We start from the raw sequence: 13,355 nt of genomic DNA on the forward strand, positions 1-13,355 counted from the left end.
CCGCCAGTATCGGTACCCAAAGCGGCTGGGGCGAATCCACCAGCGACCGCTACTGCTGAGCCGCTGCTTGACCCCCCGGCAACGACGTGAGCGTCCAGACCCCAAGGATTGCACGGCGCGCCCTGGACTGGGTTTGTTCCCCATCCTCCATAGGCGAACTCAACCATGTTGGTGCGGCCGATGGCGATCATGCCTGCGGATTCGAGCTTTTCGACGGCATTTGCCGAGCGGATTGGCAGCCTGTCATTCAGAGCGTTGGAGCCAGCATGCGTGCCATGCCCGGCCTGATCGAAGATGTCCTTCACGGCTAGCGGCACGCCGAGCAGAGGGGACGTGGAAGTTCCGTTAGCTCGTGCTTCGTCCGCGGCTCGGGCGCGTGCCAAAGCGCCGTTCTCGTCGACCTGACAGAAGGCATGCAACTGGCCATCCCAGGCCGCTATGCGCCTGAAGAGTTCGGTTACAGCTTCAACGGACGACAGTTCCCGCCGAGCGAAGCGATCCGACAGTTGCTCGATTGACCAGAACGGGTCAAATGTCATTGAACAAATCCTCTGGCGTGCTGCTAGGCAGCCGATCCGCGACTTCCGATCACCGTGTCAACGACCAAGACTGCCGCTACGTTGACGACGACGATGAGCGACGACACGGCAAACACCGCCGGGCTAAAGGATGTATTCGCCTGTTGGAAAAGCCAGATGGAGAGCGGGAAGACATCGACGGAGTAGAGAAAATAGCTCAGCGTGAATTCGTTGAAAGACAAGATGAAGACGAGGATGGCGCCGGAGGCGATACCGCCGCTGGCAAGCGGCAAGACGATCTCCCGAAAGACCTTGGGCGCGGAAGCACCAAGCGTCATCGCAGCCTCCTCCAACATGGGATCAATGCCGCGCATCGCTGCCATGCAGTTTCGCATGAGGAATGGCAGCCCGATGATCGAATGGGCGACTACGATTTGAAAAATGCCAAAATCGAGACCGGAGACGCTTACCAGCACCAGCAAGGCAATTCCAAGAACAACTGCTGGAAATACCACCGGCAGACCGATCAACTCTTCAATAAGTGTCTTGCCCGCGAAACGATATCGCACCAGCGCATAGGAAGCCGGAACACCAGCAAGCACACACACAAGCGAAGTTAGGACCGCGATTTCCAGGCTGACAAGCAGTGACTCGCGCAATCTCCCGATCCCGGCGTCGGGACCGACCAGCATTGCCCAGACCTCCTGATACCAGCGCAGTGAAAGCGCCGGCGGCGGAAACTGCAGCGTCTCGCCGCTGGTAAATGAAATCACCAGGACCATGCAGATCGGTGCAAGCATTAACGTCAGCAGCAAGCAAGTGGTGCCTTTAACAAGCAGCCACTCGATTCCAGCGCGCCCGGTTGCGGTCGGCATGCTCATCGCTTGATCTCCACGTTGGTTCGCACAATGAGTCGGTTGAGCGACTGCACGGCGAGTGCCAACAGGATCAGCAAGACCGATAGCGCTGCACCGAGCGGCCAGTTGGAAAACGTGCCCATCTGATCGCGGATTACGACCGCAATGGTCATCACCTTCAACCCGCCCAGCAGCAACGGCACGACAAACGCACCCGTGTTGACCCCGAAGACAAGAATGGCGCCCGCAGCCATACCCGGCCAAGCTAACGGCAGAAGTATGTGGCGATAGGTTCTGAGCCGGTTTGCTCCAAGAACATTTGCTGCCTCTTCAAGCGATAGAGGGATTGAGCGCAGCGCGGCGGCGGTGGGCAGGACGGCAAGCGGGATGCTCGTCTGAACGAGTCCGAGCATGACACCCGTGCGGTTGAAGAGCAGCGAGAAGGGCCGTTCGATTCCGGTTGCGGCTGAAATTGCTTGGTCGAGGAGCCCATTCGGCCCGAGAATAGCCATCCAGCCGAAGCTTTGCACAAGAAGGCTGATGATCATCGGCAACAGGATTGCAATTAGCACGAGCCGTCGGGCAAATGCTGATGTCGTCCGTGTCAGAAAAAGCGCGATGGGGAAGGCTACGAGCGTTGTTATCAGGGCACTCAGCAGTGCCATCCAGATTGTGTCTACTATGATGCCGATGTTTCTGGAGCTGGCCAATTGCGTGTAGGCCCTTAAACTCCAGCCTGTCCATTCGGCATTCCGTTCTCCGAGGCTCATGCGCAGGACGACCAGGGCGCAGATCAAGAGGAGACCGATCAGCGTGCCAGCTGGAAGAAGAAGAAGCCTGATCGGCGGCTTGCGGATCGCCGCGTCTTTTTCCATTGGCGGAAGCGGAGCGGTGGAGTTCTCGATCGCGGTCATTGGCTAACAATTCTCGCTTTGCCGGAATCGATTGTAACCCAAGCGGTATCGCCGGCAGATGAAGCGAGCCTGTTTTCGGTCGACTGCGCAATAAGCGTGTTGCCACCGGGAAGTACGATCTGCCAGCGGTAGAGACCACTGCGAAATTGCGACGACACCACCTTGCCCTCGAAAGCGCCGCCGGGGTCGGCGGAATGAACGACTGTCTGCTCGGGCCGAAAAATGACAAACGCTCCTTCAGCTATAGCGCTGCAGTTTGCGACACGAATTGCGAGCCCGGCATCGGTCTGGACAAGCGATGTCCCGTCCTCCTGATCGAGCACGCGCGCGATGCGAAGGGTGTTGGTGTCGCCGAGAAAATCAGATACGAACCTGGAATTCGGAGCCTCGTAGATTTCTTCCGGGGTGCCGGCTTGCAGGATCTTGCCAGCACTCATGATGATGACGCGGTCCGACATCATAGAAGCCGTTTCCTGGTCGTGCGTGACATAGACCGCCGCAATGCCGAGCTGCTTTTGGATAGCCCTGAGTTCGACCGCCATGTAATCGCGAAGACGCCGGTCGAGTGCCGCCATTGGCTCGTCGAAAAGGACCAGCGCCGGTTCAGTCACCAATGTCCGCGCCAAGGCTACCCGCTGAAGCTGCCCACCGCTCAGCTCGCTTGGTCGCCGTTCCGCAAACTTTTCCGGCGAAAGCTGTACGAGTTCCAAGGCTTTGGCGACCTTGGTTTCGATCAGCTTGCTGTCAAGACCCTGCATGCGCAAGCCAAAGGCGACATTTTGTTTAACGCTCATGTGAGGAAAGATTGCCAACGACTGGAAAACCAAACCGACATTGCGCTTGTGGGGCGGCTTTCCTGCAACGTCTTTGCCGAGAATGCGAACCTCTCCGGAGGTCGGCGATTCCAATCCTGCAATGATGCGCATGGTCGTCGTCTTACCGCACCCGGAGGGACCGAGGATTGAGATGATCTCGCCCGGTTGCACGTCCAGATCTATGTGGTCGACAGCTCTCACAGCACCTTGAGCGAAGGTGCGTGAAAGGTTGCGGACCTCAAGGACAGGATTCTGTTTCATGTCACCTCAGAAGGTAGCGTTCTTGGGATGATGGGGGCCGGTGTTGGGCCGACTGACGGCCCAACACCGAACCTGATCTTACATCACTGCGTCGGTGTAGCGCTGAATCCAGTCGTCGCGCACCGAGGCAAGGAAGGCAGAATCCAGGCGGTTGGCGCGTTCCTTGATCACTTCCGGGTTTGGAATGAACGGACTCTTCTTTGCCTTGTCCGACAAAATTGCATCTTGGTTGATTGGACCGTACCAGACCTCTTCGGCCATCTTCCCTTGCACCACTGGATCAAGAGCGTGGTTAAGGAATGCATTCACGGTTGCAGCATCGCCTGGGTGACCTTTCGGGACAACCATGTACTGAAGATCCACGAAGAAACCTTCGGCCAGATCGTACGTGCCACTAATGTTGAACTCCGGCTTTGGAATGAACGCCGAGAACGTTAGAGGGGATATTACACCTGCCGCATTCACAGAGTCCGAACGGAACAAGTCGGCGATTTGGTTCGAGTTCGTCGCGATGGCCAAGCTCTTACCTTTGAGCTTTTTCAGCAGTTCGAACCCAGGGTCAGGATTCTTGAGGTCGCCGCCAGCGGCCTTCGCTGCTACAATTATCAGCTCAAGCGCGTTGAGATTGTCCGGTGTGGGAAGTACGATCTTACCCTCGTTGGCCGGGTCCCAGAGTACATCGTAGGACTTCGGTGGGGTAGGATAGCGCTTCGTATTGTAGATAAGGCCATCGCTCCACAGGAAATAGCCAATCCCATGACCATTGGCACCGGTTTGATACTTGGAATCGACGCGGGACAGGTTGGGGACTGCACTGGTATCGGGCTTTTCTAGAAGTCCGGCTTCGGCCAAAGCGTCCGCGCCAAACCCCGATAGGATGACGACATCAAATTGCGGCTTGGATGCGGACGCTTTGATCTTCGCAATCATATCTGAGGTGGTGCCGGTCAGGTCGGCGATGACCTTGGCGCCGGTCTTTGCCTCGAAGGTTTGCATGATGTGCTTAACGGCAGCCTGACCAGTCGGATCGGACCACGTAAGGACTCTAATCTGCTTTCCCGCAAACTCCTGTGCAGAGGCGGATTTGATGAGAGGAGATGGCAGCGCTGAGGCTGCCATTGCAGCCGAGCCAACAAGAAAGCCTCTGCGGCCAACGCGGATATTAAAGATTTTGTCTATCATGCTCTTACTCCCTTTGTTAGAACCCCTCTTAGTTTCTGATCACTTGATCAGAAGTGCACGCCTGTTCGAGCCGGTGAGGCGCTCAACCCCATTGCTCGTCACGACGACCGTCTCGCTGATGCCGAACCCACAGGCTAGCGCCAGCATGTGGAAGGCCATGCCCTCCTTCAGTTCCCAATCTTCTTGTTCGTTGAAGTCGAGTGCTTCCCATTCGGCGGTCTTGGGCGGAAAGCCGATACCGGTCGAGTAGCCAGTTCGGTTGTAATATTCCGGCCGAATTTTGCGGATCGGCTTTCGCACCAGCGCGTCGACTTCCCGAGCTGAAGCACCAGGCTTCATCGCAGCGATGCCGGCATCCTGAGCCGCTATAACGATATCGGCGGCTTGCCTTACCTCATCCGACGCGTGGCCGATGGCCACCGTGCGCATCTGGGTTGCATGATAACGCTCGAGACACCCGTACAGCTCGAAGAGTACCAATTCGCCACGCCGGATGATCTTCGGGCTCCAGTTCGCGTGGCACACATTGTAGCGGTATCCGGACATGATGTGGTGTGGCAGGCCGGTGTATTCGCAGCCGGCGTTGACGCCTGCCGCGAAAACCGCCGCTGCCACTTGGGCCTCCGTGGCTCCGTCGCAAATCGTAGCAAACGCGACCTGTTGCTCGATCTCCGCGATTTGCGCTGCACGTCGGATGTAGCCGACCTCGGCAGGTGATTTGATCACCCGCACGCGATCGACAAGCAAGCTAGCATCCACGATGCTAGCATCGCTAAGTCCACTAGCCAGTGCATCTGCGATTGCAGATGTCAAAAACCAGCACTTCTTCTCCAGTCCGACGCATTTGCCGGCGGCACCGAAATCGCGCACCAAGGCGAGCGTTTTTTCCACGAGGTCGTCGCCCTCCTTCCAGGTGGAGGCGTCCGAGAGCCACGAATATTCGTCGACATTGCCCTTTTCCAGCAGGCGCAAGAGCAGTTGCGGGTCACCGGTCTGAGCGAGCACGACGGTCTGATACGCGAAATAGCCTGATGTCTGGTGTCCGGTGAGGTAGTAGATATTCTCCGGAGCGTGCAGCAAAAGAATATCGATGCCCCGCACCGACATTTCTGACTGCACCCGCGCCACGCGCATCTTAAACTCTTCGGTTGTAAACGCTTGCCGGTTCCCGGTCATGTGCTCATCCCATGTATGTGCATTTAAAGTGTCGAAAATAGAGAGCCGAAAGCGGCGGCCTTCGCGGAACGAGGCGTAGTCAGCGGGAGGGTGCCGTCCTGACCATGCGATCCGTGAAGGCCACCTGAGCCGATGCTCGCCACCGACGAGCACCCGGCCTGATCCCGGTTGCGCGACCAGGGATAAGCTTGTCGTCCGGATGTCTCAACTTCATCAAGAACGACCGGATGCTGGTCAGAGGCAGCAACGGCCGCCCGCAACCTTTCCAATTACTTAAAGCGCGATCTGCCATTGGTCCCACCAGCCAGCTCGTCATCCATCGCTATTCCATACTTCCACATTATGGGATTTACAAGCATTCTTTTTCATATAATGGTGTTTACGATCAAAAACGTCCAATCTCATTCGAAGGCGGCAGCAGCTCCATGACCATTGCCCGACATTTTGCAGATTTCCTTTTTGACGTCCGCGAGATCAACGGCCCTGCTGCTGAACAAGCGAAAGCGGCGGTGCTGGACTTGACGACAGCTGCTCTCGCCGGCGTCAATGAAGATGCGACGGTCGCAGCACGAAATGCGGCCTTCATGATCTGGCAGCATGGAAATGCCCCAATTTGGTTCACCAAGCACCGCACCAGTGCGGCCGGCGCGGCCTTTGTTAATTCAACGAGTGCGTCGAGCCTTGATCTCGATGATGGTCATCGAGCAGCGGCTGGACATCCCGGGGCGTCGATTATTCCCGCTGTTATGGCTACAGCAGCGGAATGCAAATGTCCGACCAACCGGATATTACCCGCCATCGCGCTCGGCTATGAAATCGCCGTCCGCGTGGCTGCCTCGCGGGATTTCACGACCCTGACGACACTCGTTTCAGGCCCATGGGTTGGCTACGGGGCTGCCGCCGCGGCAGCTTGGTTGCGCGGTCTTGAGCCCCGCGCAATCGAGCAGGCCATTGCTATAGCGGGCTCGACTGCGCCGAACCTTTCTGCGGTCGCATACTCGAAGGTGATGGGCAACCACGTGAAAGAGGGTATCCCATGGGCAACCGCTACAGCTCTGGTTGCGGTCGAACTCGCGGCCCAGGGCTTTACAGGGCCGGACGACCTACTGGACAACGAAAGGGTCTTCGACCGCGGTCGCCTCCTCGATGGGCTTGGAACCGAGTGGGCAATCAACGGCATTTATTTCAAGCCTTACGGTTGTTGCCGTTGGGCGCATTCGGCTATTGATGCCGTCTTGGCTCTTAAGGCTAAGCATGGGCTAGATGCCACCGAAATACAGGCGATAGAAATAGAAACGTTTTCATGGGCACTTCGTCTCAATAACGAAGTGGCGCCACGCACAACGGAGTCAGCACAATATAGCGTGCCATTTTGTGTAGCCATGGCGCTGACAAAAGGAGCCGAAGCGCTCGTGCAGATCACGAACACGGACTTAGCTCATTCCGGTACGATCGCACTTGCGAGGCGAATTCATTTGCGGGTTGATCCCGATTTTGACGCGGCATTCCCTCAGTCTGTTCCAGCACGCGTGGTAATAAGGACTAAGAACGAGCGGCTGTCTAAGGAGGTCCTCGCCCCAACGGGTGAGCCCACAAACCCGATGGGCTGGGCTACTTTGGAGAACAAATTTCGAAACGCGGCAAAACGCAGGCTGGAAGAGCAGCATATAGAAATCTTTCTCGCAGCATTCCGGGATCTTCGACAAGGCGAGCTTGGCAGGCTGATTGAAACTTTGCAGCGACCAATTCCGCGCCTTTCGTCGATAGACGAGCCTGCACTCGAGGCAAAGAGCGGGTAGTCTCCGTGTAGCTAGCCTCGTTGAGAGCTGTCGTGATAATGGGGCGGCGACCTTTTGGATCGTTTTGATCCGCCGGCTGGTTGATCGAGGTGCAAGTGAAGACGACGACTGAAGGCGAGGAGAAGGCGACCGGAACGCAATTGCTCGATCGTTCCATCGCTATCTTGAATCATCTTGGAGAGCTCGGCCGTGGCGGTGCCCGGGTTTCGGAGATTGCTGAAGCCTTCGGCCTAAATATGTCGACGGCGCATCGCATCATCAGCGGCCTGGAGCGGCATCGCTACATCGAGCGCGACGAGACAACAAAGCGGTACAGACTAGGGCTGGCCCTATTTGCCCTCGGAGCCAAAGCCGCGGACACCACGGGTATGCGACGGGTTTGTCATCCTGCTTTGATGCGTATTGCGGCCGAAACGGGTGATACTGTTTTTCTTATGGCTCGCAACGGCTTCAACACCGTCTGCGTCGACCGACAGGACGGTGGCTACCGGATCGACAGCCTCACGGGACAGGTTGGTGGCCAGATACCCCTTGGGGTCGGCCCCGCTAGCCAGGCGATCTTGGCCATGCTGCCCCCCAACCAAGCCGAGGTCATTCTGGAAACCAACGGACCACAATTCGAGCGCTACCATGGATTGACAGCGGACGAGATCAGGCATGCGCTGCCAGATATCCGCAGGCGCGGCTATGCCGTCGATGACGGGCACCTTGTGGAAGGAATTTCCGCGATAGCGGTGCCAATAATCCTGGAAAGCGGAAACGTGGCAGGCGCGCTCGCCATCAACATGACTAGCGCAAGGCTGCGGAGGAGCAGCGTGGGAGACTTCGTTCAGATTTTGCGGCGTGAGATCGACGAAATCGAACGCACGATGAGCCCACACGATATTTCGATTGCCAGCTAAGCTGGCAAACTTGAGCGAGGAAAGTTATTGAGATGCCTGGATGACAGGAGGCACTGGATCGCGAGCCCCTGCAGTACAACGCCGATCGCGCGCCCGCAGCAAGGCTCTGCGTTTTGGGCAACACGGCTTTTGGACTTCGAATCGTTTGTAGAACCCTGTGCGAGCAAGTTCCGCCAGCATTGCAGCATTTCTCATCGGTTTTGTTGTGCATCTGGCTCAGCACGGCATGCGCCTGACGGGCATTGATGCAGACCTACAGGCAAGCCGCGCTGGCTGAGCTCGTTTAAGCCAGTTCGCCGTCAGGCCAGTCTCGAGAACCACGCACCGGATATGCTGCAGTTCACAAATCAGAGCACGATATATGACGTCAGGGTCGGTCGGCTTCTAAAACGCTGCCTTAATGATCCCGCATTGCGTTCGAACGCAAATCGCCGTCTCCTCCTTTGACACGTCCAGACCAACAAAAAGCAGTTCCATTTTGCTCTCCCCTTTTCAACGCGGCCATAGCAGCCGCCGGAGAGCGCTGACGATCAGTCTCGTCGAGCTGCGATTTGCCGGTCACGCTACGCTTGCGGAACATTGCAAGCTTCCGAAAATGATCGAAGGCTCCATACCACAGTGCTGATGACTCAAAAGGTTGCACCAGATCCCAGCCGAAGCGGTTGTCAGTCCGGTGCAATATCCGCCGGAGTCTCAATCGTCGTTTGCTCGTGGCCGCCATAGAAGCTCTTATGGCTAACGTGTTTCGCCGACGACTGGCACGGATGACGATCCGTGCCAGAAACCGAGACGAGAGCCTCACAGATTGGCCCATACGATAATCCATCGATGAGAATCTCGGCGGTCATAAGCCTCCGTTTTGGATCCACATCTCCCGGTGCAACAGCCGTGAAACCAATTTCACCGTGTTCGGACGGCCCAAGGGCAACGCTTTGTATGCCCTGGCGGCAGACCCAGTCCGGCGCCGGCAGAAGTCGAGCGCTGTATACAGCAGCGCGGTCGAGATTGTTGCGGACCTTGATTGTGTAGATGACTTCGCTGCTCGGAGGCACTTGAGCAACATAAGGAAGCATGCGAGCCCAAAATAAATCGATAAAGTGATCTGCAGGTTCGTTGACGACCTCGCGAAAGGCAGTTTCCTTCCTTTCAACGTAGTCCAAGTACTCTGTGAGCCGAGAATTATCCATCTGGATTAATTCCCCGTGACCTGGACAGAGAAAATCTGGGCGCGTTGTCTCCATCACCTCAGCGCAACGGCGATGCATTGCCAGTTGGAAGCTATTACGCATGATATTAGTCTGGACGGGAATATCATGATTGATGTGCTCGGTCCTGGGATTGCAGAGGGTGACGTTGTCTCCGCTAAACAGGACCCGCCGACCGTCGATCAAGCCAAGAACCATTGAGTGATACTCGGTTTGCCCAGGTGCGTAGTAGATTTCGAACTCGTGCCCTCGCCAATGGAAGGCTTCGCCATCACGAAGCACCTTTGATACGCTGATTGGCTTGTTGAAGCAGCAAGGCGTACTTGCCCAATCGGACGGGTTAACGATTACCTCCGCGACACAATCAAGGGCCCAGCATTGGGTTCCAAAGTTGCGCTGAAGGTATGGAATTCCACACGTATGATCGTCGTGAATATGCGTCGGGATCACAACCTCGATATGGTCTACGCCGTAGTCATCCCGCAGTTGATCGAGGTGGTGTTCGACAAAGCGCAGGGCCTGTATGCCTTCGTGCTCGACCCCAAAATGGAGATGTGCGTCGGAAGCTAATCCGTAATCAATTAGTAGCGCGTGTCCACTCCCGCTAAGCACGATATAGAAATTGGAGCAGGTGTACGGCCCTCCCCAAAGCAAGTGTTCTGATATCTTCTGCAGTCTGCTCTCGCGGACCGTTTGCCACTCGGGGAATTTGCTATTTAGCCCTGAGGTGTATAGCCTGCCCAAGTTAGCAATTGCTTCCAGCCTTTGCTCAAGGCTAACAATGTCGTCGTTGGTGTTCGTGATGGCCTTGCCATGCGACGGATAGGCGATCGCGACTTGCTGCTTCTTTAGGGCAAGTATGGACTGCATCGTGAACTGTACGCCGATCATATCGGCGTAGGCGTACTCCATGGCATGGAGCTGATACAGTTTGCCACCGCTTGCCATCAGGTCGCCGGTGAAAGCAACTCTTTGCCCATCCACCTCGGCGATTAGGGTGACCATGCCGTAAGTGTGACCTTTGGCAGGCAACACGTAGAAACTGTATTCGTTCCAAACGAATGTTTCGTAGTCCTCTAGTACCGCATCGACCGGGACATTGTGTGCAAGGGAGAAAAACGTATTGGAATCATTATAGTTGTCAAATACTGCTCGGGTTTGCCAATGCGCTTCAACATCATCAAACAAGTGCCGCTCGAATTCGGGAACGGCAATGCGTGCACCGCTCGCCCTCACCAAGTGGGTCCCCCAACATTGGTCACGATGATGGTGGGTGTGAAGTACCCACACAACTCTATCCACTCCGATACTTTGGAGATGTTCAAGAACGGCGCCTGACCCCGTATCTATCAAGACACAGTCCGTGCCACTTTTCACCACAAAAACGTTGCAGGTATCTTTGAATTCAAAAAGATTCTCGGAGTGTTTGACAAGGTTCATCTGGATACCTGGTGAGCAGAGCAAGTCCCGCTCAGATCTGAACGTTAATTAAGCCATCAAGGCAGCATCGAACGGGCACTTATTAGGTTCTCGGCATCATTCTCAGTGACCAGAACCTGCTTCTCGAGCTTCACGCCACCCCGGCCGCCCACGGCGCCGACGTACGCCTCAGCTAAACATGCATCAGATGCATAATGCCATATTATGGGATTTACAATAGGTCGTTTCCATATAATGACATTTGTGATCGAAAACGTTCAATCGGTATTCGCAGACGGCAGCAGCCCTATGGCCATTGCCCGACATTTTGCAGAGTTCCCTTTCGAGGTCCGCGAGATCAACGTCCCTGCTCCTCAACAAGCGAAAGCGGCGGTGCTGGACTTGACGACGGCGACGCCACTGCAGCGCGACAATCAAGTTTAGGTGCGCCAGGCCAAGCTGGCGAGTTCCAGCCGGTGCAAGTCCGGCCCGGGTAAGGGGTAGCGCCCGCCTGGTAGTGAGTGTTGCGTCGTGGGAGGTGACGACCACGGCGAAGCGTACACAGCGATTATTTGGGGTGTGGGAGTGAGCCACGATAATGATTAAGATCGCAGGGGCCGAGACGTTCTCATCCGTCGAAGGCAACATGTGCCGAGCCGCTATGCGAGGCTCTGTCACCCTGCCGAGGTCTTGGGCCACATCACGAATAAAAGGAACGCGTCGGAACCTGGGAGATCTCTTGCCCGGCCGGGCGGCGTCCAGCCGCACCGGTCCGTATCGGGAAGGTGAGGAGCCGTAGCCGATGATGAACGGACAGGAGAAGTCTGACCCGCCATAGTAGCTGTGAAGTCGCCGAACAAAGCCGGATCTCCGGTGGCGGAGGCGATGGAGCCAAGGGCGGGGACCAAGGGGAACGCGGAACAGCAACGCATGCACCGGACACAGAGTCGGGCTCGCATGTCCCAGTCGCTGAACCGCGTATGGAAAGCCGCAAGGCTGAGGAAGAAGGAACGGTTCACCGCGCTCTTCCACCACATCAATGTCGACACGCTGCGGACGGCGTTCTACGCGCTCAGGCGCAAGGCCGCTCCCGGGGTGGATGGCATGACGTGGAAGGACTACGAGGCAGACCTCGAGCTCCGGCTCAGGGATCTGCATGAACGGGTCCACAAGGGAGCGTACCGCCCGCAACCGTCTCGCCGGACGTACATACCGAAGGCAGATGGAAAGCAGCGGCCGCTGGCGATTGCCGCCCTGGAAGATAAGATCGTCCAGGGTGCGACCGTCCTGGTGCTCAATGCCATCTATGAAGGCGACTTCTGTGGTTTCTCCCACGGGTTCCGACCCGGAGAGGGCCGCACGATGCATTGGATGCCTTGTGCGTCGCGATCGACCGACGGAAGGTGAACTGGATTGTAGACGCCGATATCCAAAACTTTTTCGGGGCTGTCAGCCAGGAATGGCTGGTTCGCTTCCTGGAGCATCGGATCGGCGACAAGCGCATCATCCGTCTGATCCGCAAATGGCTGAAGGCGGGCATTCTCGAAGACGGGATCGTGACTGTGGATGACAGGGGAACCGGTCAAGGCTCGGTGATTTCGCCGCTTCTGGCCAATATCTACCTGCACTACGTCCTGGACCTGTGGGCCCAGTGCTGGCGACAGCGCGAGGCCACCGGCGATATGATCATCGTGCGCTATGCCGATGATGTGGTCGTTGGCTTCGAGCGCGAGGACGACGCCCGTCGCTTCCTCGATGCGATGCGCGCGAGGCTTGAGGAGTTTGCGCTGTCGCTCCATCCGGACAAGACCCGCCTGATTGAGTTTGGTCGCCTCGCGGCGGCCAGTCGCAAGAAGCGCGGGCTCGGAAAGCCGGAGACCTTTGCCTTTCTGGGGTTCACGTGCATCTGCGGAAAATCGCGTCGAGGGCACTTCCAGCTTCAAAGGAAGACCCGCGGCGACCGCATGCGGGCGAAGCTTCAGGACATTAAGGGCAAGTTGCGTCGGCGAATGCACTGGCCGATCCCCCAACAGGGAAAATGGCTGAGGCAGATCGTTGGCGGGCACTTCGCGGTTCCAACGAATATCCGGGCGCTCACGGCGTTCAGATATCGGGTGATCGACCTTTGGAGGCGTGCGCTTCGGCGGCGCACTAACGTTGCCCCTGCGATCTAATCCAGATTGAAGTTCGTTCTGGCCTATTGAGAGGACCAGACCATGAAGCGCAGTCGCCTGCGGGTTTCACAAAGTCCCGGACACCGATTTCCGTAAGTCGCGGCCAAGGATTTCAGTAAGTACGGGACATCCG

The 13,355-nt window shown here is 56.9% G+C and carries 12 protein-coding genes; 5 read left to right on the plus strand and 7 right to left on the minus strand.

Annotation, left to right across the window (positions count from 1 at the left end):
- The 6 genes from X773_RS72165 to X773_RS72190 all read right to left on the minus strand — a co-directional run.
- Window positions 1-539: amidase (locus X773_RS72165; protein ID WP_023680640.1), on the minus strand; the 539-nt coding region annotated here is incomplete at its 3' end.
- Window positions 540-562: 23 nt separating this feature from the next.
- Window positions 563-1,399 carry an ABC transporter permease gene (locus tag X773_RS72170; protein ID WP_023680641.1) on the minus strand — a complete coding sequence of 279 codons (837 nt, stop codon included), beginning with the start codon at window positions 1,397-1,399 and terminating at the stop codon, window positions 563-565.
- Complete coding sequence (locus tag X773_RS72175; protein ID WP_023680642.1) at window positions 1,396-2,289, minus strand: ABC transporter permease; 894 nt, start codon at window positions 2,287-2,289, stop codon at window positions 1,396-1,398. Before X773_RS72175 ends, X773_RS72170 begins: the two co-directional genes overlap by 4 nt.
- Window positions 2,286-3,365, minus strand: coding sequence for an ABC transporter ATP-binding protein (locus tag X773_RS72180; RefSeq protein ID WP_023680643.1), 1,080 nt, complete (start codon window positions 3,363-3,365; stop codon window positions 2,286-2,288). Before X773_RS72180 ends, X773_RS72175 begins: the two co-directional genes overlap by 4 nt.
- A gap of 78 nt (window positions 3,366-3,443) precedes the next feature.
- Entirely contained in the window at window positions 3,444-4,547 is a 1,104-nt protein-coding gene (locus X773_RS72185) for an extracellular solute-binding protein (RefSeq protein ID WP_023680644.1), read from the minus strand.
- A 39-nt stretch (window positions 4,548-4,586) separates the two neighbouring features.
- The gene (locus tag X773_RS72190) at window positions 4,587-5,723 is read right to left on the minus strand and encodes a Xaa-Pro peptidase family protein (protein ID WP_031213276.1); all 1,137 of its coding nucleotides are present in this window, start codon (window positions 5,721-5,723) and stop codon (window positions 4,587-4,589) included.
- Between the two features lie 227 nt (window positions 5,724-5,950).
- On the opposite strand from X773_RS72190, the gene X773_RS0140170 reads away from it, so the two are divergent.
- Both X773_RS0140170 and X773_RS72195 read left to right on the plus strand, forming a co-directional pair.
- Window positions 5,951-7,522 carry an MmgE/PrpD family protein gene (locus X773_RS0140170; RefSeq protein WP_245274874.1) on the plus strand — a complete coding sequence of 524 codons (1,572 nt, stop codon included), beginning with the start codon at window positions 5,951-5,953 and terminating at the stop codon, window positions 7,520-7,522.
- A gap of 95 nt (window positions 7,523-7,617) precedes the next feature.
- Window positions 7,618-8,424 (plus strand): IclR family transcriptional regulator, encoded by an 807-nt coding sequence (locus X773_RS72195; RefSeq protein WP_245274875.1) that lies wholly within the window; start codon window positions 7,618-7,620, stop codon window positions 8,422-8,424.
- Window positions 8,425-9,089: 665 nt separating this feature from the next.
- Here the strand turns inward: X773_RS72195 and X773_RS72200 are convergent.
- Window positions 9,090-11,069, minus strand: coding sequence for an MBL fold metallo-hydrolase (locus X773_RS72200; protein ID WP_023680649.1), 1,980 nt, complete (start codon window positions 11,067-11,069; stop codon window positions 9,090-9,092).
- A 234-nt stretch (window positions 11,070-11,303) separates the two neighbouring features.
- Between X773_RS72200 and X773_RS72205 the strand changes: the two genes are divergently transcribed.
- The 3 genes from X773_RS72205 to X773_RS79445 all read left to right on the plus strand — a co-directional run bounded on the left by X773_RS72205 (window position 11,304) and on the right by X773_RS79445 (window position 13,222).
- Window positions 11,304-11,492: a hypothetical protein gene (locus tag X773_RS72205; protein ID WP_023680650.1), complete on the plus strand. Its 189-nt coding sequence runs from the start codon at window positions 11,304-11,306 to the stop codon at window positions 11,490-11,492.
- A gap of 513 nt (window positions 11,493-12,005) precedes the next feature.
- The gene (locus X773_RS79440; protein WP_348625957.1) at window positions 12,006-12,455 is read left to right on the plus strand and encodes a maturase; all 450 of its coding nucleotides are present in this window, start codon (window positions 12,006-12,008) and stop codon (window positions 12,453-12,455) included.
- Window positions 12,425-13,222 carry a reverse transcriptase domain-containing protein gene (locus X773_RS79445; RefSeq protein WP_348625958.1) on the plus strand — a complete coding sequence of 266 codons (798 nt, stop codon included), beginning with the start codon at window positions 12,425-12,427 and terminating at the stop codon, window positions 13,220-13,222. Before X773_RS79440 ends, X773_RS79445 begins: the two co-directional genes overlap by 31 nt.
- Window positions 13,223-13,355 lie beyond the last annotated feature (133 nt).

It is taken from the genome of Mesorhizobium sp. LSJC280B00 (genome assembly GCF_000502835.1).
In the GTDB taxonomy this organism is placed as follows: Bacteria; Pseudomonadota; Alphaproteobacteria; order Rhizobiales; family Rhizobiaceae; genus Mesorhizobium.

What these genes read in the sequence shown, in the direction of transcription:
- X773_RS72170 (WP_023680641.1), bottom strand. Translation starts at nt 1,399, where the DNA reads ATGAGCATGCCGACCGCAACCGGGCGCGCTGGAATCGAGTGGCTGCTT.
- X773_RS72190 (WP_031213276.1), bottom strand. Translation starts at nt 5,723, where the DNA reads ATGACCGGGAACCGGCAAGCGTTTACAACCGAAGAGTTTAAGATGCGC.
- X773_RS72185 (WP_023680644.1), bottom strand. Translation starts at nt 4,547, where the DNA reads ATGATAGACAAAATCTTTAATATCCGCGTTGGCCGCAGAGGCTTTCTT.
- X773_RS72180 (WP_023680643.1), bottom strand. Translation starts at nt 3,365, where the DNA reads ATGAAACAGAATCCTGTCCTTGAGGTCCGCAACCTTTCACGCACCTTC.
- X773_RS79440 (WP_348625957.1), top strand. Translation starts at nt 12,006, where the DNA reads ATGTCCCAGTCGCTGAACCGCGTATGGAAAGCCGCAAGGCTGAGGAAG.
- X773_RS72205 (WP_023680650.1), top strand. Translation starts at nt 11,304, where the DNA reads ATGACATTTGTGATCGAAAACGTTCAATCGGTATTCGCAGACGGCAGC.
- X773_RS72200 (WP_023680649.1), bottom strand. Translation starts at nt 11,069, where the DNA reads ATGAACCTTGTCAAACACTCCGAGAATCTTTTTGAATTCAAAGATACC.
- X773_RS0140170 (WP_245274874.1), top strand. Translation starts at nt 5,951, where the DNA reads ATGCTGGTCAGAGGCAGCAACGGCCGCCCGCAACCTTTCCAATTACTT.
- X773_RS72175 (WP_023680642.1), bottom strand. Translation starts at nt 2,289, where the DNA reads ATGACCGCGATCGAGAACTCCACCGCTCCGCTTCCGCCAATGGAAAAA.